At 45.7% G+C, this 25048-nt stretch carries 20 protein-coding genes; 10 read left to right on the forward strand and 10 right to left on the reverse strand.

The window, feature by feature from the left end; genetic code table 11:
- Window positions 1-111: 111 nt before the first annotated feature.
- From AC4G47_RS19825 to rpiA, 3 genes are read right to left on the reverse strand one after another with little or no spacing between them, the layout of a single operon-like run.
- On the reverse strand, window positions 112-573 hold the full coding sequence (locus tag AC4G47_RS19825) for a MarR family winged helix-turn-helix transcriptional regulator (RefSeq protein ID WP_336761151.1): 462 nt from the start codon (window positions 571-573) through the stop codon (window positions 112-114).
- Between the two features lie 15 nt (window positions 574-588).
- Window positions 589-1170 carry a GNAT family N-acetyltransferase gene (locus AC4G47_RS19830; RefSeq protein WP_458126315.1) on the reverse strand — a complete coding sequence of 194 codons (582 nt, stop codon included), beginning with the start codon at window positions 1168-1170 and terminating at the stop codon, window positions 589-591.
- 44 nt (window positions 1171-1214) lie between these two features.
- Entirely contained in the window at window positions 1215-1886 is a 672-nt protein-coding gene (gene rpiA / locus AC4G47_RS19835; protein ID WP_458126314.1) for a ribose-5-phosphate isomerase RpiA, read from the reverse strand.
- Window positions 1887-2394: 508 nt separating this feature from the next.
- Here rpiA and AC4G47_RS19840 point away from each other — a divergent pair.
- Window positions 2395-4137 (forward strand): methyl-accepting chemotaxis protein, encoded by a 1743-nt coding sequence (locus AC4G47_RS19840; RefSeq protein ID WP_491106746.1) that lies wholly within the window; start codon window positions 2395-2397, stop codon window positions 4135-4137.
- A gap of 79 nt (window positions 4138-4216) precedes the next feature.
- Window positions 4217-7891: a non-ribosomal peptide synthetase family protein gene (locus tag AC4G47_RS19845; protein WP_491106747.1), complete on the forward strand. Its 3675-nt coding sequence runs from the start codon at window positions 4217-4219 to the stop codon at window positions 7889-7891.
- Window positions 7892-8013: 122 nt separating this feature from the next.
- On the opposite strand, the gene AC4G47_RS19850 is transcribed toward AC4G47_RS19845, so the two are convergent.
- Both AC4G47_RS19850 and AC4G47_RS19855 read right to left on the reverse strand, forming a co-directional pair.
- Window positions 8014-8634 (reverse strand): TraX family protein, encoded by a 621-nt coding sequence (locus AC4G47_RS19850; RefSeq protein ID WP_491102305.1) that lies wholly within the window; start codon window positions 8632-8634, stop codon window positions 8014-8016.
- A gap of 77 nt (window positions 8635-8711) precedes the next feature.
- On the reverse strand, window positions 8712-9212 hold the full coding sequence (locus AC4G47_RS19855; protein ID WP_458126312.1) for a GNAT family N-acetyltransferase: 501 nt from the start codon (window positions 9210-9212) through the stop codon (window positions 8712-8714).
- Window positions 9213-9453: 241 nt separating this feature from the next.
- Between AC4G47_RS19855 and AC4G47_RS19860 the strand changes: the two genes are divergently transcribed.
- From AC4G47_RS19860 to AC4G47_RS19880, 5 genes are read left to right on the forward strand one after another with little or no spacing between them, the layout of a single operon-like run.
- Window positions 9454-10899, forward strand: a complete 1446-nt coding sequence (locus AC4G47_RS19860; protein WP_491102306.1) for a spore germination protein — start codon at window positions 9454-9456, stop codon at window positions 10897-10899.
- Entirely contained in the window at window positions 10896-11648 is a 753-nt protein-coding gene (locus AC4G47_RS19865; RefSeq protein ID WP_491102307.1) for a Ger(x)C family spore germination protein, read from the forward strand. Before AC4G47_RS19860 ends, AC4G47_RS19865 begins: the two co-directional genes overlap by 4 nt.
- A 22-nt stretch (window positions 11649-11670) precedes the next feature.
- Window positions 11671-12045, forward strand: a complete 375-nt coding sequence (locus AC4G47_RS19870) for a Ger(x)C family spore germination C-terminal domain-containing protein (protein WP_491102308.1) — start codon at window positions 11671-11673, stop codon at window positions 12043-12045.
- 47 nt (window positions 12046-12092) lie between these two features.
- Window positions 12093-12299, forward strand: a complete 207-nt coding sequence (locus tag AC4G47_RS19875) for a hypothetical protein (protein WP_458126309.1) — start codon at window positions 12093-12095, stop codon at window positions 12297-12299.
- Window positions 12300-12314: 15 nt separating this feature from the next.
- Window positions 12315-13433 carry a GerAB/ArcD/ProY family transporter gene (locus tag AC4G47_RS19880; RefSeq protein WP_458126308.1) on the forward strand — a complete coding sequence of 373 codons (1119 nt, stop codon included), beginning with the start codon at window positions 12315-12317 and terminating at the stop codon, window positions 13431-13433.
- 4 nt (window positions 13434-13437) lie between these two features.
- Here AC4G47_RS19880 and AC4G47_RS19885 read toward each other — a convergent pair whose 3' ends face one another.
- Window positions 13438-13911 (reverse strand): RbsD/FucU family protein, encoded by a 474-nt coding sequence (locus tag AC4G47_RS19885; RefSeq protein ID WP_491102309.1) that lies wholly within the window; start codon window positions 13909-13911, stop codon window positions 13438-13440.
- Between the two features lie 257 nt (window positions 13912-14168).
- Between AC4G47_RS19885 and AC4G47_RS19890 the strand changes: the two genes are divergently transcribed.
- Together AC4G47_RS19890 and AC4G47_RS19895 are read left to right on the forward strand one after the other, a co-directional pair.
- Window positions 14169-14591, forward strand: coding sequence for a MarR family winged helix-turn-helix transcriptional regulator (locus AC4G47_RS19890; protein WP_458126306.1), 423 nt, complete (start codon window positions 14169-14171; stop codon window positions 14589-14591).
- Between the two features lie 30 nt (window positions 14592-14621).
- Window positions 14622-15935, forward strand: a complete 1314-nt coding sequence (locus AC4G47_RS19895; protein WP_491102310.1) for an MFS transporter — start codon at window positions 14622-14624, stop codon at window positions 15933-15935.
- A 161-nt stretch (window positions 15936-16096) separates the two neighbouring features.
- Here AC4G47_RS19895 and bcbE read toward each other — a convergent pair whose 3' ends face one another.
- The 4 genes from bcbE to yicI form a co-directional block, all read right to left on the reverse strand.
- Window positions 16097-17398: a bacillibactin exporter BcbE gene (gene bcbE / locus AC4G47_RS19900; RefSeq protein ID WP_491102311.1), complete on the reverse strand. Its 1302-nt coding sequence runs from the start codon at window positions 17396-17398 to the stop codon at window positions 16097-16099.
- Window positions 17399-17553: 155 nt separating this feature from the next.
- On the reverse strand, window positions 17554-20484 hold the full coding sequence (locus AC4G47_RS19905; protein WP_491102312.1) for a glycoside hydrolase family 3 C-terminal domain-containing protein: 2931 nt from the start codon (window positions 20482-20484) through the stop codon (window positions 17554-17556).
- A gap of 19 nt (window positions 20485-20503) precedes the next feature.
- On the reverse strand, window positions 20504-21514 hold the full coding sequence (locus AC4G47_RS19910; RefSeq protein ID WP_491102313.1) for a phosphotransferase family protein: 1011 nt from the start codon (window positions 21512-21514) through the stop codon (window positions 20504-20506).
- Between the two features lie 74 nt (window positions 21515-21588).
- A complete protein-coding gene (gene yicI, locus AC4G47_RS19915) occupies window positions 21589-23907 on the reverse strand; it encodes an alpha-xylosidase (RefSeq protein ID WP_491102314.1) in 2319 nt (772 codons plus the stop codon).
- Window positions 23908-24079: 172 nt separating this feature from the next.
- Between yicI and AC4G47_RS19920 the strand changes: the two genes are divergently transcribed.
- A complete protein-coding gene (locus tag AC4G47_RS19920; RefSeq protein ID WP_491102315.1) occupies window positions 24080-24994 on the forward strand; it encodes an AraC family transcriptional regulator in 915 nt (304 codons plus the stop codon).
- Window positions 24995-25048 lie beyond the last annotated feature (54 nt).

Below are 25048 nucleotides of genomic sequence, written 5' to 3' on the forward strand. Positions count from 1 at the left end.
CGTTTGCGCTATCAATGTATAGAATAATTTTCCTATATTATGTAGAACCATGCAAGTTACTCAGCCAGTATCTGCTATACTTTTCGTGCTCCACAAAAAAACTGACCTGCGTTAGGAACGCAAGTCAGTTTTCCCTTCTGCAGCCAAGCCCAGCTTCTTCAACATCCGTATCGCATCCACTTTCTCTGAAGGGTCCAGTCCTTCCAAAGCATCAATGATAACCTGGTGATGTTGAGGAAATATCTCTGTGAACAATTGTCTTCCTTCCTCGGTTAATTCAGCGTAAATCACACGCCGATCTTCCTTGGATGGCCGACGAAACAGCAGATTTTTATTTTGTAACTTATCTACAACATACGTAATATTACCACTGGACATCAGTACCTTTTCACCGATCTTTTGCAACGCCTGTGGTCCCTTATGATATAACAAGTCAAGCACGCCAAATTCTGTCGTATTCAGTCCATGACTCTGGATGTCCCGATTGGAACGTGAGGTCACAGAATTGTAGGCCCGTACAAGAACCACAAATAATTGTAAAGATAGTTCCCGGTTGTCCTCCGTGTTCAGCATTTCAATAATCCTCCATCAGTTGTTTACATTTCCGCTCGCATTAGACGAAAGCTTCTGCTCCCACTCCTCGCGAAGCATTCCCATACGAATTGAATCATAGTATTCCCCGCGAACGATACGACACTTCCGCATTCGCCCTTCCACCTGCAACCCGGCTTTTGCAGCCGCACGCATCATTCGTTCATTGCCGGACCATGTGGTCAATCCCACCCGAACCAGAGGTAGATGTTCAAACAAATGACTTGACCACATCACAAGTGACCGCGTACCAATTCCGCTTCCCCATCGGGCAGATCTGTATATCACAATCCCAATTTCCAGCCACATGGATAACTCATCTTCTATATAATAGCTGATCGTACCCACGATTTGTCCGTCAAATTCTATGATACGGATCGACACAGGTTTGGACTCGCTTTGATCAACGTTCATACGTTTGAGCATCCCTTGTTCAAAACTTTCATAGCTTTCGTGTTCGAGAGGATAATAGGGTGCATCCCACTGCTTCCATTCCGGAATGTCATCACTATAAATCAATTCATAGAGTTCGCGCAGATCCTTCTTCTCCACACACCGGAGAACAAGTTCACCATCCACTAGGGGTAGTTCTTTTATACCTATAGGAAGCACCCTCTTTCAAATTAAGAACGATGAAGCTCTTCGATACTACCGTCCGCATGGGCAAGAATGACTGTGCTCGCCATATCCACAAATAGTCCGTTATCAACAACACCCGGTAGCATGTTCAATTGAACAGTAAGGTCCGCAGCATGATCGATCACTTCCATGTGGCAATCCGCGATCAGGTTTCCGTTGTCTGTCAGATAACGCTCCTGTCCATCCATCCGCCATTGTGGGTGACACCCCAGTTTTTCGAGAGCCTGGAAGGTCCACTCTGAAGCAAACGGAACCACCTCAACCGGTAGCGGGAATTTTCCCAACTTTTGTACGGCTTTGCTGCCATCTGCTACAATAATCAATTTGTCACTATTAGCAGCCACGATTTTCTCACGCAAAAGAGCCCCGCCGCCACCTTTGATCAGGTTAAATTCGGGATCTACTTCATCTGCGCCATCAATGGTCAGATCCAGACGTCCAATCTGGTCAAAGGGAACAATGGGGATACCCCATTCCCGGGCGAGCTTGTCCGAAGCTTCCGAAGTGGCCACCGCTTGAATATTCAATCCATCACGTACCCGCTCACCGATTCTGCAGATCGCATAATAAGCTGTTGAACCTGTCCCTAATCCAACCTTCATTCCATCTTCAACATATTCTGCCGCACGCTCTGCTGCTATCTGTTTAAGATTCATCTATAAACCCCCGCCTGCTCATAATTTGAGAAATGCATATGTAGTTATTATAGATAAAACCGCTTCCGATGTATATCCGTGCCTTCTGTTGCATCTTTACCAATCTTTTTTCCAATGTTTGAGGATGTATTTTTACCCACCATGTTATAGAATACAGAATGAAGCTAAAAAATGGGAAATTTTAAAATAAACAGTTCTAAATACCTATATTTCGTCTGATATGTCCATAAATACGTAAAATATTTAAAAATTTTTAACAGAACTATTCAATTTGACGACATTTTATACGACATATTAATTATAGATGTGTTTTAATAATTAGACACCTATGGTTCATACGGTACATAAGTCTCTACGATAGCGACTGTTAAACCAAGACCATTGTCGCATAAATTTCCTTTGGAGGGGATCACGAGATGATCTAGTTCACTGTACCAAGGCAACCTTAAGTTTCTTAATTTAAAGAAGATCAGGAGTGGAATTTGTGAAATCATTAAGTTGGAAAAGTATGTCGTTTTTCTCCAAAAATCTGTTACTCTCATTTACCAATATCATTATCATCGGGGTAGCACTGATTGCAAGCAGTTACTATTTTCAGAAAACAGTTCTTGTTGATCAGCTGCATGGACAGGTGGAACAAATCACCAAGAAATGGGCTGAAGATATCAACCCCACCGAAGTACAAGCTGCTATTGCGGAAGGCAGCTATGATGGAGCAACACAAACGAAATTACGAGCGTATTTCGATGAAATGCAAGAATATTATCCTAACATTGCACAAGCCTACATCTTCGGTGTTGAGCTCGGTGGCGACAACAATAGATTAACGTCACTTGTAGCGATGCCGACCAACCTGAGAGAGGCTTTTCAAAGTGAGAGCGTAAATATCGGTGACATGTATGAGCAGCCCGTCGTTGTAGCCAATGCGCTGAAAGAAATGCTCAATACGGATCGCCCAACGTTTACAACGTTCTATTCCGATGATTTTGGAACCTGGACAACCATTGCTTATCCAATTAAAGATAGCAACGGCAAGATTTTCTCTTATTTCGCCGTTGATGCAGATGCATCAGCCGTACCCGCAGGACTGAACTCATTGCTCAAGAACGGAATCATTATCCTGGTAGCCTTCTTGCTATTATTCCTGATTATCCAATACCTTGTGGTTAAAAACACACTTTCCCCTATCCGTCACTTGATTAAAGGAATTGATGACGTAAGTCGGGGTAATTTGAATGTCAACATTCCAACAGGCAAGGACGATCTGGGACTGGTTAACGAGAAGTTCAACACCATGGTTCGCAAAATCAACGATACGATCGTTAAAGTGCAAATCACATCTCAAGAAGTAAATCAGTCTGCCAAAGAACTATATGAAGTTTCCGAAAGAAACAGCGAGAACGCGGATTCCATTAATAACAATGTTACACAAATCACTTCCAACATTCGTTCACAGGAGCAGGCAACCCGGGATAGTGCACGTGCCATGTCCGAGATGGCTACCGTGATTCAGACGATTGCCAGCAGCTCCGCAAGTGTAGCGGATGAAGCATATGAAATGGAACGCCGCTCACAACAAGGGAACAGCGTTGTCCGTCAAGTGTCCGAACAAATGAATCTGATTACGGAATCGGTTAAGAATACCGCTTCTGCCATTGAGGTCCTGGAGAGTCGTTCACAGGAAATCGGCGATATTCTCAATATCATCTCTGGAATCTCCAGCCAGACCAACTTGCTTGCCCTCAATGCATCCATCGAAGCAGCACGTGTCGGTGAGGAAGGAAGAGGATTTGCAGTTGTCGCAGGTGAAGTACGTAAACTTGCCGAGCAGTCTGAACAAGCGACCAGTCAGGTTGGCGTATTGATCCAGGAGATTCAGGCTGGAATTAAACAAGCGGTTCGTGCCATGGAGCAAGGTACATCCGAAGTAGATACAGGGCTCAGTGTAGCCGATCAAACGGGACAATTGTTCGAAGATATCCTCGAAGCAGCGAAAAAAGTTTCGAATCAGATTCAGGAAGTTTCAAGCGCTACGGAAGAAATTTCTGCAGGTACTGAAGAAATGACCGCTACAGCAGATGATTTATCTTCAAGCGTAAGCAAGACAGCAGACAGCAGTGAACAAATCTCCTCATCAGTAGATGAGCAAAAAGCATCTTTGATTACATTGGTAGACTCTTCCACACGCCTTACCAGCATGTCAGAGGAACTCCAAGAACTGATCTCTCATTTCAATGTAAGCAAACAATAATTCAAATCCACCAACATTCGGTTTGAACCAAGGAGGAATAACTGAAGTGATTGAAAACCAATCATCATTTTCCCATTCTATGGAATCTGGCTTGCCGGTTCTTCAGATTCCACTGGATTTTGGGCGACGTCAACAATCATTCTCTTATCAATCTGCTCAATTAACATTACATGCTTCTCTAAGTCGTGAACTTAAACAGAAGTTTGGAGAACAGATGGTGTACCCGGTACTCCTCTCAGCTTATGCAGCCTTGTTATTCCGATTGTCAGCTGAACAGGACCTTGCCATAGGGGTACTTGCTCCCGATCAGGCAGCTTCCTATCTTTCGTTACAGATTCAGGGAAAATTAACTTTTAGCGAACTATGTCATCAGATCTCAGAACAGCTCAAGATTGAATACACGCTGCAAACTGGTGGATACCCTGAAACGTTTTTTATGCTGAATAGCGTTCAGTTGCCGCAAGCTCCTCAAGTCATGAATTGGAACGTTCGAGATGATCAGAGCATGCTCATTCTCGATCTGTTCTATGACAGTTCACTGTTGAAAGAGTCTACTGTACTGAGATATGCAGAATACTATCAGACTCTTCTACTTGCCCTTGTGCGTGACAGTGACAAAGCAATCGGTGCAGTGGATATCCTTTCCGCCTCAGACCGGTTGCTGTACCGTGAAATGAATGATACTGCCGTTCTCGAACCAGCGAATCAGACCGTTCACGGCTGGTTCGAAGCAACTGCAGCAGCATATCCGGATTCACCGGCGATTACATCGCCATCCGCACGATATACGTACAGAGAATTAAACGAACGAGCCAATCAGGTTGCACGTGTTCTGATATCCAATGGATTGCAAAAAGGGGAATTCGTTAGTATCTTTATGAATCGAAGTCTGGAGACCATCATCTCCCTGCTCGGTATTCTCAAGGCAGGTGGTGCATATGTTCCGATCGACCCTGAGCATCCCCAAGAACGTAACAGCTATATTGTGGAAGATACGGCTTCACCATTCGTTCTGACAACAGAAGCTTCTTATGCCCAAGCATCCAGCCTATTCTCCAGTATAGCTACCGTTCGCCAGATTCTGGCTGTGGATGGTCGTCTAGCCGGGTTTGCAGCAAGCAACCCTAACTTGGATATTCACCCAGACGATCTTGCGTATATCATCTATACGTCAGGATCTACCGGTAAGCCCAAAGGTGCACTGATTGCCCATCGGGGTGTCACTAATCTTGGTAGTGTGGTGCAGCGTGATTGTGACATTCAACCAGGTGATGTATTAACCCAGTTTGCTACATACAGCTTCGATGCATCCGTGTGGGATACGATTGGCGCCTTGTTCTATGGAGCAGAATTATATCTGTTGTCTGCGGAAGAACGTGTATCCGTTGAAGAATTCGCAAGTGCAATTGAACGTACAGGAACAACCATTATTACGATACTGCCTACGATCTTCTTCAATCAGCTTGCAACCTATTTATCAGAAGAAGGTTTCCACAAGCTGGCCAAAGTCAGAATCATCACCGTAGCCGGAGAAGCACTCTATGGCGAACAGGTTCGTGCCTTCCAGCGCAAATTTGGCAACCAGATTGACATTGTTAATGTGTATGGACCTACCGAATGTACAGTAGCCACAGCCACTCACCGCATCAGTGAGCAGGTTCCCGAACATGTGGTGAACATCCCTATCGGTAAACCGATTCATAACTACAAAGTATACATCGTGAATGAAGAACAACAGCTCTGTCCGGTAGGCGTGCCTGGTGAGGTATATATCGCTACTCCTGCACTGGCCAAAGGTTATCTGAATCAGCCAGAACGTACAGAGCAATCATTCATTGAGAATCCGTTTGCGATAGGTGAGAAAATCTACAAGTCTGGCGATATTGCCAAATTGCTGGATACCGGGTTGCTGGAGTATGTCGGTCGTAGTGACTCACAGCTAAAAATTCGTGGTCACCGCATTGAGATCGGGGAGATTGAAGATCACTTTGCCCGACTTGAACAGATCCAGAACGTTGCCGTCATTCCGAAGAAAGAATCGGACGGACAAAATATGCTGGTTGGGTATTTTACATCGAAAGATGGCCGTACCCTTTCTGTTTCGGACATCAAAGCAGAACTGGCGGAGAAACTCCCTTCTTATTTTGTACCGAAGTGGATCTGTCAGCTGGATGAAATGCCGATAGCACCGACTGGGAAAATCAATCGCAAAGCGATGGTATCCCTACCTCATGTGGAACGGCACGAAGATCGCCCTGACCTGGTCATGCCCGAGACGGAGACGGAATCCATTATCCTGGATGCGTGGAAAGAAATTCTTCAGCATGACGACTTTGGTGTCGAAGACAGCTTCTTCAATATCGGCGGTGATTCTCTCCGGGTTATTCATGTATTGGTCATTCTGAAGCCGCATTATCCTCAGCTGAAAATTGCCGACTTCTTTGCCGAGAGAACCGTCCGGGCTCTTGCTCGTCGTGTAGAAGTACTGTCTCACAGTGCAGTAGAAGTTACAGATTCAGTGGTGACTGATGGGTTGATCACGCAATTATCCGAACATCCTGTAGAACTGGCATCCCAGTTGGGATATCCGGTCATTCGTGAACCTGAGCATGTGTTACTTACCGGAGCGACTGGATATCTGGGTTCCCATGTACTGCAACAGTTAATTCTGAATTCAAGTACACGAATCTACGCGCTTGTTCGTCGCCCGACCAATGGAATAACTGCGATGGAACGTTTGACTAAAGTGCTGGAAGGATATTTCGGTAAACAACTGACTGATCAACTTGCAGCCCGCGTGGAGATTATTGAAGGGGATCTTGAACAACCTCATCTCGGTCTTTCAACTGAACAAACTGCCTATGTTAAGGAACGAATTGACCGTGTCATCCACTGTGCTGCAGATGTACGTCATTTTGGGGATGCAGAGCAGTTCGCCAAAACGAACGTAGCAGGCACAGTCGCTTTGCTGGATCTGATTCGCAGCAAACCTGGGGCTTCCTTCCACCATGTATCCACGATGGGTATTCCGGAGGATCTGGCACTCAGCGGACAGTGGGAATCCTCATTGCAATATGATCGTTTCCCGGCCGACTTGCATGTGGACAACCTGTATTCGGACAGCAAGCTTGAAGCCGAGAAAGTGCTCATGATTGCCGCCGAGGAGGGTGTACCTGTCAGTATCTATCGTGCAGGTAATCTCACTTGCCACTCTGAAACTGGACGCTTCCAGTCCAATATTGATAGCAACGCCTTCTATCGTATGATCAAAGCGATGTTATTGCTCGGCAAAGCTCCTGCCGCAGACTGGATGGTTGATTTCACACCGATCAACTATGCGAGTGAAGCTATTGTTCATCTGGCCTTACGTCAGGATACAGCTGGTCGTGTATTCCACATCTGTAATCCGGAGCCAATCCGTTATGATGAACTGATCCGTTCAGTGAATCGAGCTGGTTATGAAGTCGAAACGCTACCTTTCGCGGATTACACACGTTGGTTGTTCGATGCCAGCATCAGCAAGGAGCCTGAAGCTCTACAGTTGGCCATTGCTCAGCTTGAAGGCGACGGTGCAAAGGATTCAGCTTATGTCTACGCCTGCCCTGTCACAACTGCTTATGTGGAACCTGCCGGAATCTCATGTGCGAAAACAGATGATCACTTCATCTCCGCCATGTTAGACTACGCCGTTCAGATTGGATATTTCCCAGCTGCAATCCGGCCGCATTATGGCACTTCTACAGCAATGGAGTAAATGAGTACATTCAATCTATCATCAACATTTAATAAAATTGGAATACCAAGAAGCCACATTCTCGTCATTCACTGACGAGAATGTGGCTTCTTGGCTTCACTTCCCATTGCTGGATCATTCTTTTACACCCATCGGATCATTGCAATGATGGCGAGATGAGCTGGATAGAAATAGCGCCAAACCCAACGTGGCCCCTTCATGCGGAAACCTGCTTGATAATATTGAGCCATGGCAATACCTGCAGTTGCCAGTATACTATACATTTGAACAGAGCTGTTGTGCAGCAGAAGATATAGTGAATTTAACACGACATGTGCTACTACAAGTACAGGACCCTGGAAATAACGGAATAACAGGACCAATATTAACCCATACATCCCGTAATCCATCTGGCTAATTTCCATGAACCAACCTGCTCCAATTACGATCGGAATGCCCAGTAGGCGGGATGGCAGTTTATCGATAGCTAACAGGACCAAAAGAGCTGACCACAACGTCCATACCACATTCAATGAGTAATGATTAAACGCAGCCATGAACGGCACCTGTGATATCATCGCAATCCAGAACAGCCGCCATATGTATTTTTGTACGTCTCGTGTATGTTTATAGCCGATATACACTGCAAAGGCATAGATTGGAAAAGCTATACGACCTATGATCCTCAGTTCTATCATATGTGGAAAAAAGACAGCTCCTATATGATCAATTAACATCGTGATCATAGCAATCCACTGCATCATATCGCGACTTCCCTCCCTCATTCCCGACTTGACGGGTCTGCCCTTCATTTATATAGTGCGTCTTTTTGAGCAACCTCTTATACATTAAGTTCATAATACATGAATTTGGTATCCTGTGCATATCCTTCGGATTCATATAGAACTTGTGCTTGCTTGTTACTTAACTCAGTCGAGAGTGATATACGAAGAACTCCACGCTCAGATGCCAATCGCTTGGCTGCTTGCAGCAGCTTCCTTGCAATGCTTTGCTGACGATAATCCGGATGCACATATAGATCATTAAGCACCCAGATCGGCCCCATCGATACCGAACTGAAACTGGGATAAAGTTGAACGAATCCGGTACAAATTAAGCCATTCAAGAGTAGTAAGTCGTTGCTTCCATTTGCCCCACAATCACTGTTCACATCTGTTTCTGCTACCAAAACTACCGATTCATCACGTTCCATTCGTTCTCTAATATATTGACGTGCTCCCTCAAGGTCAGCATTTTGGTTGTAGAACATTCTGTACTCATTAAATAACCGTCCCACTGCATCCATATCCGCAAGACTTGCCTGTCTGATTCGGTGCTGCAATTCTTTCAACTCCTTAGGAAATGAGATCATCGTTTCAGATGTGTGCCTTCTATTTTAAAACAATCCCCTCGCTTTCCCCATTCATCATCTGTATCAAAGTTTGTAGTATCCATGAACATTTCTCTAGATATGTCGAACATTCAGCGTTCGGAGTATATTTCAGTCGAAGCGTTGCACACTATAGTATCGCTTATAGCTTGTAGAGAACCGAACCATTCATTTCTTTAGGAGGAAGGGATCTATGAAAGAAAGCATTCTGATACAGGTTCAATCACGTCTAATCGGCGTGGCAGATATGATCTATCAGCCCCTTCAGATCGGGCCGCTCCATTGCACTTTGCTCTATATTCAATCCATTGTCGACACACAGATCATGCGTGAAGCTATTGTGAAGCCTTTGCTTGAAGAGGCTGCACGGAACGAAGTCGGTCCCGATTTTATTACGCAAGTCGTGAGTGGGACCTTTTTTTCTCTCGAAAACCAGTACAGGGATTCAGCAGAAACGTTGGTAGATGATATCGTAACCGGTAATGCAGCACTCTATATCGAAGGCATGTCCGGCATGATCATTTTTTCAATTCAACATTATCAGAAGCGCTCCGTACCTGAATCAACAAATGAAGTCGTCGTCGTTGGCCCCCAGGAAGCGTTTATCGAGGATATTAATGTAAATATGTCTCTGCTGCGACACAAAATTAAGCATCCCGATTTTAAAATGATCAAATTTACCATCGGCAAATATACCAAAACCGAAGTTTTTGTCATTTATATTCAAGGATTATGCAAACCTGATATTTTGGAAAATGTATTAACCAGTCTGGGTGAGATTGATATGGACAGCAGTCTGGGTGTCAGCTATCTATCAGAATTTCTGGAAGATCATCCGCTTTCTCCTTTTCCACAGTATCAATATACCGAAAGACCAGATGCCGTTGCAGCTGCTCTCGTAGAAGGACGGATCGGAGTCATGCAGGATGGAACACCCTTCTCGCTGCTCATTCCAGTCACATTTTTCTCTTTGATGCAATCGTCCGAGGACTATTATCAGCGGTTCCATTCAGCTTCATTTATCCGAATTATCCGTTTGCTGTTTGCCATCATTGCTTTCCTGTTGCCTTCCGTATATGTAGCAGTCACTACATTTCATCCCGAGATCATTCCAACGAACCTGCTCATTACAATTGCATCCGCAAGAGAGAACATTCCTTTTCCGGCATTGATTGAAGCCTTCATCATGGAGATTACCTTCGAAGGATTACGTGAAGCCGGAATCCGTATTCCCAAGCCGCTCGGACAGACGGTTTCTATTATTGGCGGTATTGTCATTGGACAAGCAGCTGTACAGGCAGGTATTGTCTCTGCTCCTCTGGTTATTGTTGTGTCCATTACAGGCATTGCAGCCTTTATTATTCCGCATTTCGAGTTGGGACTGGCCTTCCGTCTGCTCCGCTTTCCTGTTCTGCTGATGGGTGGAACACTGGGTCTGTTCGGTGTCGTCATTTCTATCTATCTGTTGTACTGGTATATGGTCAGCATGCGTTCATTTGGTGTTCCGTACATGCAGCCTTTTGCCCCACTCGTACTACGTGATTTTAAGGATACGTTTATTCGGGTGCCTTGGTTCATGATGAAAAAACGAACCAAAGCCTATGCGACCGATAATGAAAGGAGGCAGGATACACCATGATATTTCGAAGGCCTCCCCTTCAACTTGTGGTCATCATTATTTGTTGTCTGTTATGCACCGGATGCTGGTCCAAAGTCGAGATTAACGAGCGCACCTTCATTACAGCCATGTACGTGGACAAAGCGGATACCCCTGGAGAGATCGAAGTCACGCTTAGCATGCCACTCCCCAATCGTCTTTCTCCAGAAGGTGGTAGTACAGGCAAAGACCCCTATGCAGCTGTTTCGGCAACGGCACCGACAATTGCGGATGCGATAGAGCGAATCCAGACAGACCTGACACGTAAAATATCTTGGGGACATACGCGAGTGATTGTCTTTGGCCAAGCCTATGCACGTGAGGGGATTGAAGACACGATGGAATGGATTGCACGTCAACCCCTTTTCCACCTGAGCAGCTACGTGATGGTTGCGAATGGCAGAGCCAAGGACGTTTCTGATCTGACTCCGGTATTCGAAGAAACTCCAAGTGACGTGCTGCGGGAATTCTCCACCGAGGAAAACCTGCTAAAAACCCAGGTGTTAAGTGTATTTACATCCGATAAAATGAATCAGGGATTTGCCTCATCGATGTTAGGCAGCAAAAAAACCAACATGGTCAGTGAAGAGGGAGAATCCAAAAAGTGGGTCAGTCAAATCGGCGGCTCCATATTCAGACAGATGCGGATGGTTGGAACACTCTCGGCCGATGAAGCGCGCGCTGTTGCCTGGGCAGGACAAAACCCTGGATTCGATGACCATTTCCGTTAAATCCAAAAAGCAAAAAGCAAGCATGAAGTTATACCGCATGCAATCGGATATACATGTAAAGCTCCAGAATGGTGAACCACATTTTGTTATCAACCTGACAGGAAGAGCTGAGTTGAATTCGGTCATTCCTGTCCTGAAAGCTGAAGACATTGTTGGGATTAAGGACATCGAACAAGCAGCCAATGAAAAAGTAAGTGCTCATCTTACTCGTGCCATCCAAACCGCAAAACACCAAGGCTCAGATATACTCATGCTTGGATACCGACTCGAATGGAGATACCCGAAGGTATGGAAGAAACTGCGCCCCACATGGATCAACTATGTTAAGAACGATCTTCAGTTTACCGTCAACACGAATATCAATATCCAATTTGTCGGTTCGGAGTCAAGCTTCTAGTTATCGGGGATTGCCGTTTTGGTGGACTTAAAAAGGAGGTTACATACGTGTTAGCCGTCTTGGTATTTGCGGGACTCTACTTGCTGGATTGGTCATCTGTAAAAACAAGCAAGAAATCGATCAGGCGGGCTTATTTTATGTTGCTCGCTCTTTTTCTCGTATGGAACACGCTCGCTGTAAGCTGGTCTGCATGGCCTAACCCCAATGATCTGATCCAACTGGTCTTTGGCTGGGCTGATCACATGATTAAATAAGAAAGGAGATTGACGATGAACCATCTGACTGCAGGACAGGCGTACCGCTTCATGTTTGTTTACCTATATTCCGAACCCGTTGCCTTTCTTTTGCAGCGCTTATTCAAAATGAGCGGCTATCAAGGATGGTTATCTACCATTGGCGGCTTTCTGATCAGTCTGGTCTTTCTGCTCTTTACATACCGTTTAGGCTCCATTAATCCCGACAAACCTTGGATCTCCTATGGAGAGGATATCGTAGGCAAAGTTGTGCATCGCTTTTATATTGGGTTAATTGTACTGTTATGTATCTACTTGTTATCCATTGATGTGGAGAATTTTATTATCTTCCTGCAATCGATGTATCTGCCACAGACTCCGATTTGGTTAACATCAACCCTAACTTTGCTGTGCATCTGCCTGACTGCGCGTTCAGGTTTGGTTACCATTGTATTTATGTCGGAAGGTATTTTTCTGGTGCAGCTTTTCACTTCCAGCTTACTTATTCCAGCGGTTGGGGGCGGAGGCAATCCTGGCATACTGCTTGCGATGGCAACTCATCATGATCTGCGTGAAATCCTGATGGGGTCTCTGTCCACCATGCCATGGTTCTCCGAATGGATGATGTTCCTATTCCTCGCACCTGTCGTTGCGTTCAGGCGTCCTATGCTGAAAAGCATGTTATTTGCCGGCATCACCGTTGTTATATTCATCGTTGTGTTCTGGATGTTCACTCTGATGAATTTTGGTCCGTATGTTGCCGCCGGACTACGCTATCCTTTACTTGAAATGGTACGCTTTGCGCGATACGGAGATTTCCTGGATAATCTGGACCCTGTTCTGATCGCAATTTGGTCAACAACGATGTTCACTCGCAGCTCATTTCTGTTGTATGTTGCTTCCGTCTGTCTCTCCAAACTGAGCGGGATCAGGCAGCAAAAATCTGTCGTTTATCTGATTGGGGGAACTGCTGCCGCTATAGTCCTTCAATATGCCAAAGATGCCGCCTCATACGAGCTGGCTATCCGTTCTTACGCTGTACCTCTGTATACCGTACTTATCGAATCCATGCCAATACTCTACGTTATCGTATACTGGATTCGGAATGGCAAAAATAAAAAGACGACCAAAGCATCCGCTGCTCCGTCGCCTTGACTATTCAGTTCGAATTAGTATTCTGGTGCTGCTGACATGAATCAGAATCAGGAAAAATGACGCCTTTCTTCAAAATCAGATTGGCATATTGCGCACGCTCACCAGTTGCAACAATGACATAGGCACGCGAAGCACGTTCATAAAATTCAAATCGTTCTTCATGATCCAAAGCATCCGTGATACCTTCGTATTCTTCAATTAATCGGCGGTACTCTTCCCATACGATCGGGATCACCGGATCCCCTTTTACAACCTGCATGACCGCAGCTGGACGCTCGGCATAGGTATCCAGTGGATATAATTGCAGGATGGCTTCCAGCAGTTCGACGACTCCCAGTGCATCACAACGTACCAGGCGCTTGGCATGACTGGCTGCCGGGAAATTGCCATCTGCCAGAACCAGCTCATCTCCATGCCCCATTTCAGACATGATTTTGAGCAACTCGGGAGGGATTATGGCGGGAATGTTCTTCAGCATATACAGCTCTCCTTGGTCATCTCCAACATCGGTTAGAGTGAATTGATATTCACCAATCTTGAAATACTCTGGACATTCATTTACATAGAAGCGATTTCATTCCCATTTTATCAGGATTATTTGATGTTTGCATAGCGCGGGCTGTGGCTTGTATGTGAATATTTCATTTTGACAAAATTACTTGTTTGCCATATAGTTGTTATGACAACTAATTAATTTCGAACTTTTTATGATGGAAAGAGAGGCTGTACAATTACATGGACTATACACTGGAACAATCAGTCGGATTCATGCTGGGTTTCACGCATCGCAGAGCAGTAGCCTTACTCGCAACGCGGTTCAAACCTTATGATATTACAACAGAGCAATTCTCTGTCTTATTTAATGTTGACCGAGGTGAAGGTGTCAATCAGAAAGAATTGGCCGCGCGTGTCTTCAAAGACCAACCCACCACTGCCCGGATTATTGATCTGGTGGAGAAAAAAGGCTGGGTAGAACGCCGGACCAGCGAACAAGATCGCAGAGCCTACCTGTTATATCTCACCAAGGAAGGCAAAGCATTAATCGATATTCTTGTTCCAATTGAAAGAGAAATGAATAAAGAACTTGCTGAAGGTATACCCGAAGACCAGATGGAAGCATTTAAACATACTCTTTCCCTCATAAATCGCAATCTGTAATGAATTACAACTCAGGGGGAATACGTCATCATGAAAGAACAATCTACACAAGTTAGGCTATGGACTACAGATTTTATTTTGTTAATGTTATGTAACTTTTTGTTATTCTTGCAATTGCACATGATCGTCTCACCGCTTCCGTCCTATGTCCAGGAACGATTTCACGCCAATGCGTTTGTAGTGAGTTTATTTACCTGTCTGTTTGCGCTCAGCGCCATTGCAGCCCGACTCTATTCTGCGAAAGCACTGGAGAAGGGTCTTCGTAATGCCATGATCTACATTGGACTGTCGATAGCCCTGCTCGCAACGTTCGGTTATTATTTTGCTGCAGGTATAGCTGTGCTGTTATTGCTGAGAATGTTGTTTGGTATCGGGTTTGGTATGAGCAGCACTGCTTTTCCAACAATGGCTTCGGACATTGTACCCGTCAAACGAATGGGTGAAGGAATGGGTTACTTTGGGCTATCTACGAGCTTGGCTATGTCCATGGGACCTATCATCGGTGTTACATTACTCCAGGGTGCAGGATTTGTAACCCTGATGTTATGTACTGCTGGTGTTATCGCAGTTATCTATCCACTGAGTTATACGCTGACACGCAAAAAAGCAGCAAGAACCGTTAGCAGTGCGGACCTCAACGCCCAGGCAACAGCAACCGCTTCGGTATCGAGCTCGAAACAGAAAACGCCTTTCAACCGCAAGCTGATCCTGCCTAGTGTGCTGAATTGCCTGTTATCCATCACGTATGGCGGGCTTGTCGGATTCATTGTCTTGTACGGTAAGGAAGCCAATCTGGCTAATCCAGCACTTTTCTTCTTGTTCAACGCACTTGCTGTGTTGTTGGTCAGACCATTTGCGGGGCGGATCTATGACAGCAAAGGTCCAAAAGCATTGCTCATCCCAGGAGCCATATTCATTGCTGGAGGACTCATTCTCCTCTCCTACGCAACTTCAATGTCCCTGCTGTTCATTGCAGCCTTTATCTACGGGATTGGGTATGGTTCCATGCAATCATCTCTGCAGACCTGGATGATTCAGGTTGTATCTCCTGCTCAACGGGGAATGGCGAACGGCATGTTTCTGAACTCGTTGGATCTGGGTATTGCGACAGGTGCACTGCTACTTGGTGCGATTGCATCGATAACCAGTTACACCGATATGTATCGTTATTCCGTCATGTTCATGATTCTATTCCTGCTTATCTATCTGATTCAGGGAAAACGAAGTGGAAGCTTCTCCATAGAAGCTCATCCTCTGCTTGTTCATACCCATATACCTGCAAGAAACACAGATCAGCCCAAGGATTCGGAACATCATACGCGAGATACCATAAATAAGGAATAAACCCGTCAAATTAAATGGACTCGATTACGTTGTTCATTCCTATGTTCAAGAAAACGCGTGTACACCGAGGAAGCACATGCTTTCTCAGGCGTAAACGCGTTTTTTATGTGTACATCGTGTTCAATTAAAATGAGAATGAATTGTCGGCTAACACCATCCATCTAGAGTGGACTTTTCTTGCGCCGTATAGGTGTATAACCTCGACTCGTCTCAATCCGATCGATGTGCCGTTCATCCTGTTTATGTCCGCTTCCTGAAGTAGGTTCGTCTCCCTTATCCGGTTTGACTGCAAACAATGTGAGCAATCCCCCCACGGCTCCAGATGCCGCAAGCACACCAAAAAGCCAAAAATGTTGTGTGCCAATCAACAGGGACACAATAGGAGGACCAAGCGATACACCGATGAATCGCATGCTGCTGAACAAACCTGTAATTGTACCACGCTGTTTCTTATCCACACCTTCAGTAATAAGAGCATCCAGACATGGTAAGGTTGCTCCTAATCCGGCACTTCCTAATGTGAACAATCCCACCACAACGAAGATATTATCGAAAATCCCAATAACACCCAGCGAAACGGTTACAAGAACAAGTCCTGCGAATCCGAGCCATTTCATGCGAGGCTTGCTCTTTCCAATCCACTTTCCTCCGAAAAAGGAAAAAAGACACAGGGATGCCAACGGAATCGCAAGTACGAGACCTTTTACGACCCCTTTCATGGCGAACTCGCTCTCCAACGTCTCGGATAGATAATAAAGCACACCAAAAAGAATAAACATGCAAATTCCACCGATTGCAAACAAGGCGTACAACCATCGTCCTTTTTCTTTCAATACGTCCCGAATGGAAGACACAAATTCCGTAAAGGTGGGCGGCTTTTCTTTTTTCTTGGGCGTCTTCACCAAGAAAATAACCAGAATCACCGAGATTAAACATAATAGAGGAATAGCCATGAATGGTAAAAACCACAACCAAACAGCCAGTGCTGCACCCAGAATCGGACTTAACACTTTACCAAACGTATTCGAGGTTTCAATGATTCCCAGGCTTTTGCTAACCTGATCTTCATCATTAAACATGTCCCCAACCAATGGAATGACAATAGGGAATGCGCCGGCTGCTCCAACCCCCTGCAATAACCTGCCACCCAAAATGGTCCAGTAAGCTACATTTCCATCCAAAATCCATGCAGCCACACCAGCTACAGCACCCCCGACGGCTGCAATAATAAGGCTGGGAATAATGACTGCTTTTCTGCCAAAACGATCAGACAAATACCCTGCGATTGGAATAAGCAGGATGGCAACTACAGCGTAGACTGTAATAAGCATACTGACCTTGAATGCAGATACCTTCAATTCACGTTCAATCTGTGGCAAGATCGGTATAAGCATGGAGTTACCCAAGGTCATAATTAAAGGGATGGAAGCAAGTGCGACGAGGTCCCACTTTTTATCATTCATACCACAACCACCTTTACAGATTCTACACACAACAGCATTATTGTGGTTGTTTTCGAGCGTGATTATTCAGACGTATGGAATGTATCACTAGTCAGCATGAAGAAGCTGTCTTCACGTATTCGTGCAAGACAGCTTCTTCGGTTCAATGCCCACAACTACATCAACATAAAATGACGTAAAGCTGCTCCGCCTTTGAAAACAATATACAGCTCATTCACCTTATTTGGCGCCTCAAGGGGACACTGGACAGTAGTCCACCGAATATCCTTCCCATTCACACTGCCTCCAGGTCCGGGTACTTCACACACACCGAGTAGATCGCCCTCCGGTCCTCTGGAACGAATCTCCAGTCTGCCCCCTTCTCCAAAGGCTGCCACTCTGGCTTGGAATCCTTGCAGTTTCTGAACAGCATTATGGTTGAAAGAGATCCAGGACGATTGATTCTCTTGATATAAGGGTTCTTCCCGAGTAATTGACCGTACTGCCGAACGCCCTTCCAGACATTCATCCAACAGAACACCTGCACAAGCATCGTAATTCTCGGCAAAGGTAAGCAAGTGCAGCGGACGATCCGGAATCGTCTCTCCTTCAATCTTAATGTCGGCCGACTGGTGGATATCTGCGGAAGAACGCCCTGCCAGAATGGCCCAAGTGGCTGTCTCCAGGCAATATCGATCCCGCGTAACATCCCACAGTGACAGCTTCTGAACAGGAACTTCGAAACGAATCGTAACACTCGTCCCTGCTTTCACATGGATACGACGGAAAGCAAGCAGTTGCTTCTGAGCGCGTTTCACTCGCGAGGTATGTGCAGCTCCATAGATCTGTACAACTTCATCACTGTCGCGTTCTCCTTTATTGTGTACCTTCACTTCAATCTCCAAATGATCTCGATCGTCCTCTATAGCACGACTTACATGAATCTCTTCGTACTCGAATTCCGAATAGGTTAGACCGTGACCAAATGCATATTGAACCGGCCCTTCATGATACATATAGGTCATGTCCCGCTGGATGATGTCATAGTCCATCATGTCAGGAAGCTGGGATTCATCTTCATACCAAGTCATATTCAACCTGCCTGCTGGGGCATAATAACCTAACAGCACATCCGCAAGTGCATTCCCCAATTCCTGACCTGCATGTGTCATATAAACGATGGCTGGGGCAATCTCTTTCAACTCCTGCAAGGCAAATGGATAACTGCCCACAATGACAACTACCGTGTTAGGATTGACCTCGCACACAGCCTTGACAAGCTCAACCTGATTCGGTGGAAGCAGTAGACTTGGGCGATCAATTTCCTCTTTGCCGTTGATATATGGACTGTTGCCGACAACAACGACAGATGCCTGACTGCTACGTGCAGCTTCTACGGCTTGTTCTATTCCGCGTGTCATAATATCGATATCAAAGGCCACAGATTTTGGTGTGTTGCTTGGTGATGGACATGTACGTCCAAAGTCACCCATATCATTCGGAGTTGTACCCGTAGCTTGTTCTCCTAGTGGCGGGAGTGGTGATAAAGCAGAATGCCCCTGATATTCGCTCAGTCCAACGGGAATGCCGTTCCACGTTCGCAAGGTGGTACTCCCATCCGTTTGAGGATCAATTCGAATAACTTCCTTCACGAACCAGCCACCAATCTCTGGTGCGTTCGCCTGATAGATCCCTTGCTCGGTTAAACTTACGTATCGATTGGTAACACTTCTCAGCGTGTGACTTCCCCAGCCCCAATCCTGATGTAAAAACTCGGCTGAAGGTGCACTACCCTCCGGTACAGCGACAAGTGTACCTTCCGTACCCATGGTTATAACCTGCCCGTTTGCTGTCTTCAGCCGTATACGGTCATTCCCATCGACATATGTTATATCAGCTTCGGGTAGCCGATTACGCAGTCCATCGAGGGCAGATACACGATAAGGCAGTGTGCCACTATACCAATCGGTGTAGACAACGTCCGCAAGCGGTCCAATGATACTTATCTTCTGCAACGCTTCTGGCTGTAAGGGGAGCAAGCCATCATTTTTGAGCAAAACAATGGATTCGGCAGCGGCCCGATAACTAAGTTTGGCATGTTCCGGTGCACATAATATCGACTCGGGAATAGACGCATATGGATTAAGCCCGGACTGATCCAGTTGTCCAAGTCGCATCCGAACACCGAAGATGTTGCGAATCGCTCGGTCCAAATCAGCTACCTTCAACAGATCCTGATCAAGAGCCTTCTCCAGAGCAGATACGACAAGATCAACTTCATCCGTAAGACAATCCACCCCTGCCTTCAACGCACCTGCTGCTGATTCGGCATGACTGGTGTGATAACCATGATAGTTCACCGTCTGTGACAGGTCTCCACCATCACATACAATAAAACCAGGCATCGACCATTCACCCTTAACCACATCATTCACATATGGACTTTCAATAGCAGGTGTACCATTAATGGAATTATAGGCTGTCATCATGGACAAGGCACCACCTTCCACAAATGGCGTTTCAAATGCTTTTAAATAATATTCACGCAGATTGCGCGGATCGATACTGGATGAACAATTCAGACGATCTTTCTCATTATTATTGGCAAAAAAGTGCTTCAATGTCGCGACCATTTTCAGATAAAAAGGATCATTTCCCTGCATGCCTTTAACGAGTGCTGCCGACATTTCTCCCGTGAGAACCGGGTCTTCGCCATATCCCTCTTCCGTTCTGCCCCAGCGTGGATCACGTTCCAGGTCAACCGTTGGTGCCCACAATGTCAATCCATGAACTTCAGGATCACGGTGATGGTATGCCCTCGCTTCATCGCCAATGACAGAACCAATCTCCTGCATAAGTCTCGTATTCCAGGTACTCGATAGACCGAGAGGTTGCGGAAATACCGTCGCCTCCCCTTTCCATGCAACCCCATGGGCAGCTTCACCACCGACGTTATAGCCTGGAATACCCAGTCTTGGCACAGCTGCTTCGCGCGTAGGAATCAGACGAATTTTTTCCTCCGTTGTCAATCTTGCAATCAGGTCATCCAAACGTTCCTCAAGTGAAAGTGACGCGTCCCACATCGGGTACTGATGATATTCCTTCATCCTTCATTCCTCCTACAAGTTAGTTGTATTCCAGTTGCTTCCATTGCTCCATTAAATCCAGTGTACGCTGGCGATACTTCTGACCATCTTCAGGTTGATTGACCTGATGTTCGTGGACATACGCATTAAAATAGGAAGAAAGTATTCGGTAGGCAAGCCTTCGTGCCTGTCCTTCAGCAGATGAGTCCATAGGACGATCATATCCTTCATGGAAAGCCACCGACTCTGTCGACAATATGGCTTCAAACTCTCTGTCGGCAAACATGGATCGGTCCCCGTCAATGATTGCCGCAATGTTTAGCTCACCTAGTTTCTCGTGGACAAGTACATTGGCTTCCCACAGGTCATTATGAACGAGTACCGGACGGGTCACCTGATCAAATAAGTCTTTATTTTTCATGAATATGGCTGCGATCTCTTCCCCAACACCTGGCATATACTCGGCTTGTACCGCTTTATGTGCCGTTTCTTCTGCAAATGAGTACAGCACCTCGGACCAATGATCCGAGCCTTTAATCGTCCCATCCCCCTGCGGCCAGCCAAACGATGTGCCTTCAATCTGATGCATGATGGCGGTATAAACGCCAAGTTGCTGGTACAATCGTTCTTTATCTGTTTCCGTAATCGATGAATGATCCAACTGCTTGCTTGGGATAAATTCCATAAACATGTATGTTCTCGGAATGATAGATCCACTGTCATCACAGGCAATAATGTTTGGAGCAGCAATGCCTGCCTTACGATAATATTCATACACGGCCGGTTCAGCCGCCATCATCGTACGCTCAAACGAAAAAAGCGGATCACGGACAGAAATATCCAAATGCTCTGCCCGCTCGGGGGCCAAACGTAAAATTACATCCGTATATGATGCATGCTCAAGTTGAATCCGATAGGTTGTATTAAACAGACCCCCTTGCAGGAGACCAAACTCCTTCACTTTGGTATCGCTTCCAAAACTTTTCTCCACCAGATGATGCAGCATCTCTGATGATATCGTACAGTGTAAATCCGAATTCGTTGTACTCATTTCATTCGATCTCCTATCTTCGTAGACAAACAGACGGCACCTTTCGGTACCGTCCTTTCGTCTACTATATCATGTTACAGTTGAATTGTAAGCGCAGTTGCACCTGTTGCTGCCGCAATGACAACACCATTGGCACCAGACACTTGGGAACCACCTTCAACGCTGGATACACTCTCAATCCCGCGAAGCACGATGTTCCATGGTTTACCTGCGCCTTCAGCACGAACGTCCAGCACTGATCCATTACGTGTAACGTTAACTGTCAGTTCCTGTTCAGCACCTTGGTTCACAACGACAGCTTGAGCCGTTTGACCGTCAGCCAGTTCGAACAAGTGCAAGGACACATCATTCGCAAAGTCATAATCCGGTTTGCTATCCACAGCACCGACAGCGATCAGGCTGTTTGGCTTAACCATCATTGGTAGTGTTTTGAAGTCATGGTTTTCACTGATCCAACGTCCACCTTGTACTTTAGCTCCAGTCAGATAGTTCGTCCAAGTTCCTTCAGGCAGGTAGTAACGAACATCACCCTCCTTATTGAAGATTGGAGCCACCAGGATTGAATCACCAAACATATATTGAGTATCCAGGTTGTATGTTGTTGGGTCCTCTGGGAAATCCAGCAGCATAGCGCGCATCATAGGAATACCTCTTACCGTCGACTCTACCGCAGAATTGTACAGATAAGGCATCAGGCTGATTTTGAGTTTAGTAAAGTCACGAACAACGTCCACGGATTCCTCGTCAAACAACCAAGGCACACGATACGAAGTGCTTCCGTGTAGGCGGCTGTGAGAAGATAAAAGTCCGAATTGTACCCAGCGTTTGTAAACGTCAGGGCTTGCCGTGCTTTCAAAACCACTGATATCATGGCTCCAGAATCCGAAACCGGAAAGGCCAAGCGACAAGCCGCCCCGAAGGGATTCAGCCATGGATTCATACGTCGAAGAGCAGTCTCCGCCCCAGTGAACCGGGAACTGTTGACCACCTGCTGTTGCAGAGCGTGCAAACAGGGCAGCTTCGTTTTTGCCAATCTTCTCTTCAAGCAATTCAAATACAGCTTTGTTATAGAGCTGTGTATAGTAGTTGTGCATTTTAACCGGATCAGAGCCATCGAAATACACGACATCTGTCGGAATTCTTTCACCGAAGTCGGTCTTGAAGGAATCCACACCTTGATCAAGCAGGACTTCCAGCTTACTCTTATACCAATTCACAGCATCCGGATTCGTGAAATCAACCAGAGCCATACCTGCTTGCCACATATCCCATTGCCATACGCTGCCATCCGCTGTTTTTACCAGATAACCGTTCTCCATACCTTCATCGAACAAGTAGGATTTTTCTGCAATATACGGGTTGATCCAAGCACAGATTTTAAGACCCTTGTCTTTCAGACGTGCAAGCATGCCTTCCGGATCCGGGAACATCGCTTCATCCCATACGAAATCAGACCATTGGTATTCCTTCATCCAGAAGCAGTCAAAATGGAATACAGAAAGCGGAAGATCACGTTCAGCCATACCATCTACGAAATGGTTAACCGTTGCTTCATCGTAATCTGTTGTGAATGATGTTGTCAGCCACAGACCAAATGTCCATGCCGGTGGAAGTGCTGGTTTACCTGTTAATTTCGTATAATTTTCAAGTACATCCTTAGGATTGTCACCGCCGATAATGAAGTACTCCAACGTCTCTCCTTCTACGCTGAACTGCACTTTAGATACGTTCTCGGATGCAATCTCATACGATACACGTTCAGGATGATTTACAAATACGCCATATCCTTTATTGGACAAATAGAACGGAATGTTCTTATATGACTGCTCACTGCTTGTACCGCCGTCCTCATTCCAGGTATCTACGATTTGGCCATTCTTAACAAACGGTGTGAAGCGCTCACCCAGTCCGTAAACGTATTCACCAATACCCAGATCAAGTTGCTCGCGGAAGTACGCTTCCTTGCTCGGACCTGTAATATAACCAGCCGCTCTTTGACCGCTACCTGTAATCCGTTTTCCACCATACAGGAAGCTGACGTCCCATCCGTTCGTTTTGTCGATTTGAACTTCCAGGTTGCCGCTTTTCAAAATAGCACCTTGTTCATTTTTCGAGATGTCCACGTTCGCATCTTGCGTGTTAAGCTCAAATTCAGGCCCTTTTTTCACTCCACCCTTATGGTGATTCAAGGTTACACGAATAACGTTAGGCATAGGTGAGCTGTACGTTGCTTTAAGCAAAGTTCCGTTCAACGTGTCGCCTTTGGTGCGAATATATTTAGTTGCCGCATATACGGTCAAAGAATCCCCTTTTTGCACAATATCACGAATGTCAGTCGGGTTTTGAATGTGGTACCCTTCACGAGTCATCCAGAATCCATCAGTAAATTTCATGTTTTCTTTCCCCCTTCGGTTATACTATAATAATATTGATATTAATAATGAATTTCTTCTGATATTTTGACCAAATATATCACGATTTTGATATTAACCATCCGATTCTTGAACAACAACACCAAACTATGGAAACGATTACATTAATAATGAAATAAAAGGAGTCGTTGATATGGAACGTGAACGATTACGGGAAGACCGAATACACGGCAATGCCATGTATCCTGTCAGTGTATACCCGGATATTCAACAATTAAATGGCGACAGCATTCTGGATTGCCACTGGCATGATGAGATGGAGTTCACCATGGTGACCGAAGGCTGCGCCGTTTTTCAGATTGATATGAACACTGTTGAGGTGAAGGCCGGAGAGGCAATCTTTATTAATCGAGGCGAGATTCATGCGGGCTATCTGAAGGGTGAAATCCCCTGCGTATTCTCTTCCATTGTGTTTAATCCGGAGCTGCTCGGCAGCCGTACTTTCGATACGGTACAGGAGAAATTCATCGGTCCACTGGTACGTAAAACGGTGATTCCCCCTTTTCATATCAAGGCAGATGAGGAATGGGGGCAAGAAATTCTGGATCACCTGAAACGTATATTTGCGGATCATGCTACCAGAACAGAAACGTGTGAGATGTCAACAAAAGCTTACCTGTACCTCATATTTGCCCGAATGTTCGAACACATGAGATCTGCTCCGCTCAAAGGGACCGTGACTACAGGGAGTCACGACAAGATCGAGCGCCTGAAATCCGTGCTCGGCTATATCCACAAACGTTATCCCGAACCATTGAAGCTGAAAGAACTGGCCGATGAGGCCAATATGAGTGAAGGACACTTCTGCCGTTTCTTCAAACAGATGGTGCAGAAAACCCCCGTTGATTACATTAACTATTACCGTGTTCAACAGGCCTGCGTTCAGCTTGAGAATACGGATCACAAGATTGTTGATATCGCCATGGATGTGGGTTTTGAGCATCTGAGCTACTTCATCACCACCTTTAAAAAGCATAAAGCCACTACGCCTTCACAGTATCGCAAACTGTTCTATGAGAACGTAGCCACAGCTTCCGCCCTGGTCTAGGAAATACGACACTCTGGAAGAGCGGTCAGATAGCGTACTTGAGCATGAAATCGC

This window comes from Paenibacillus sp. Negev47 (assembly GCF_058313655.1).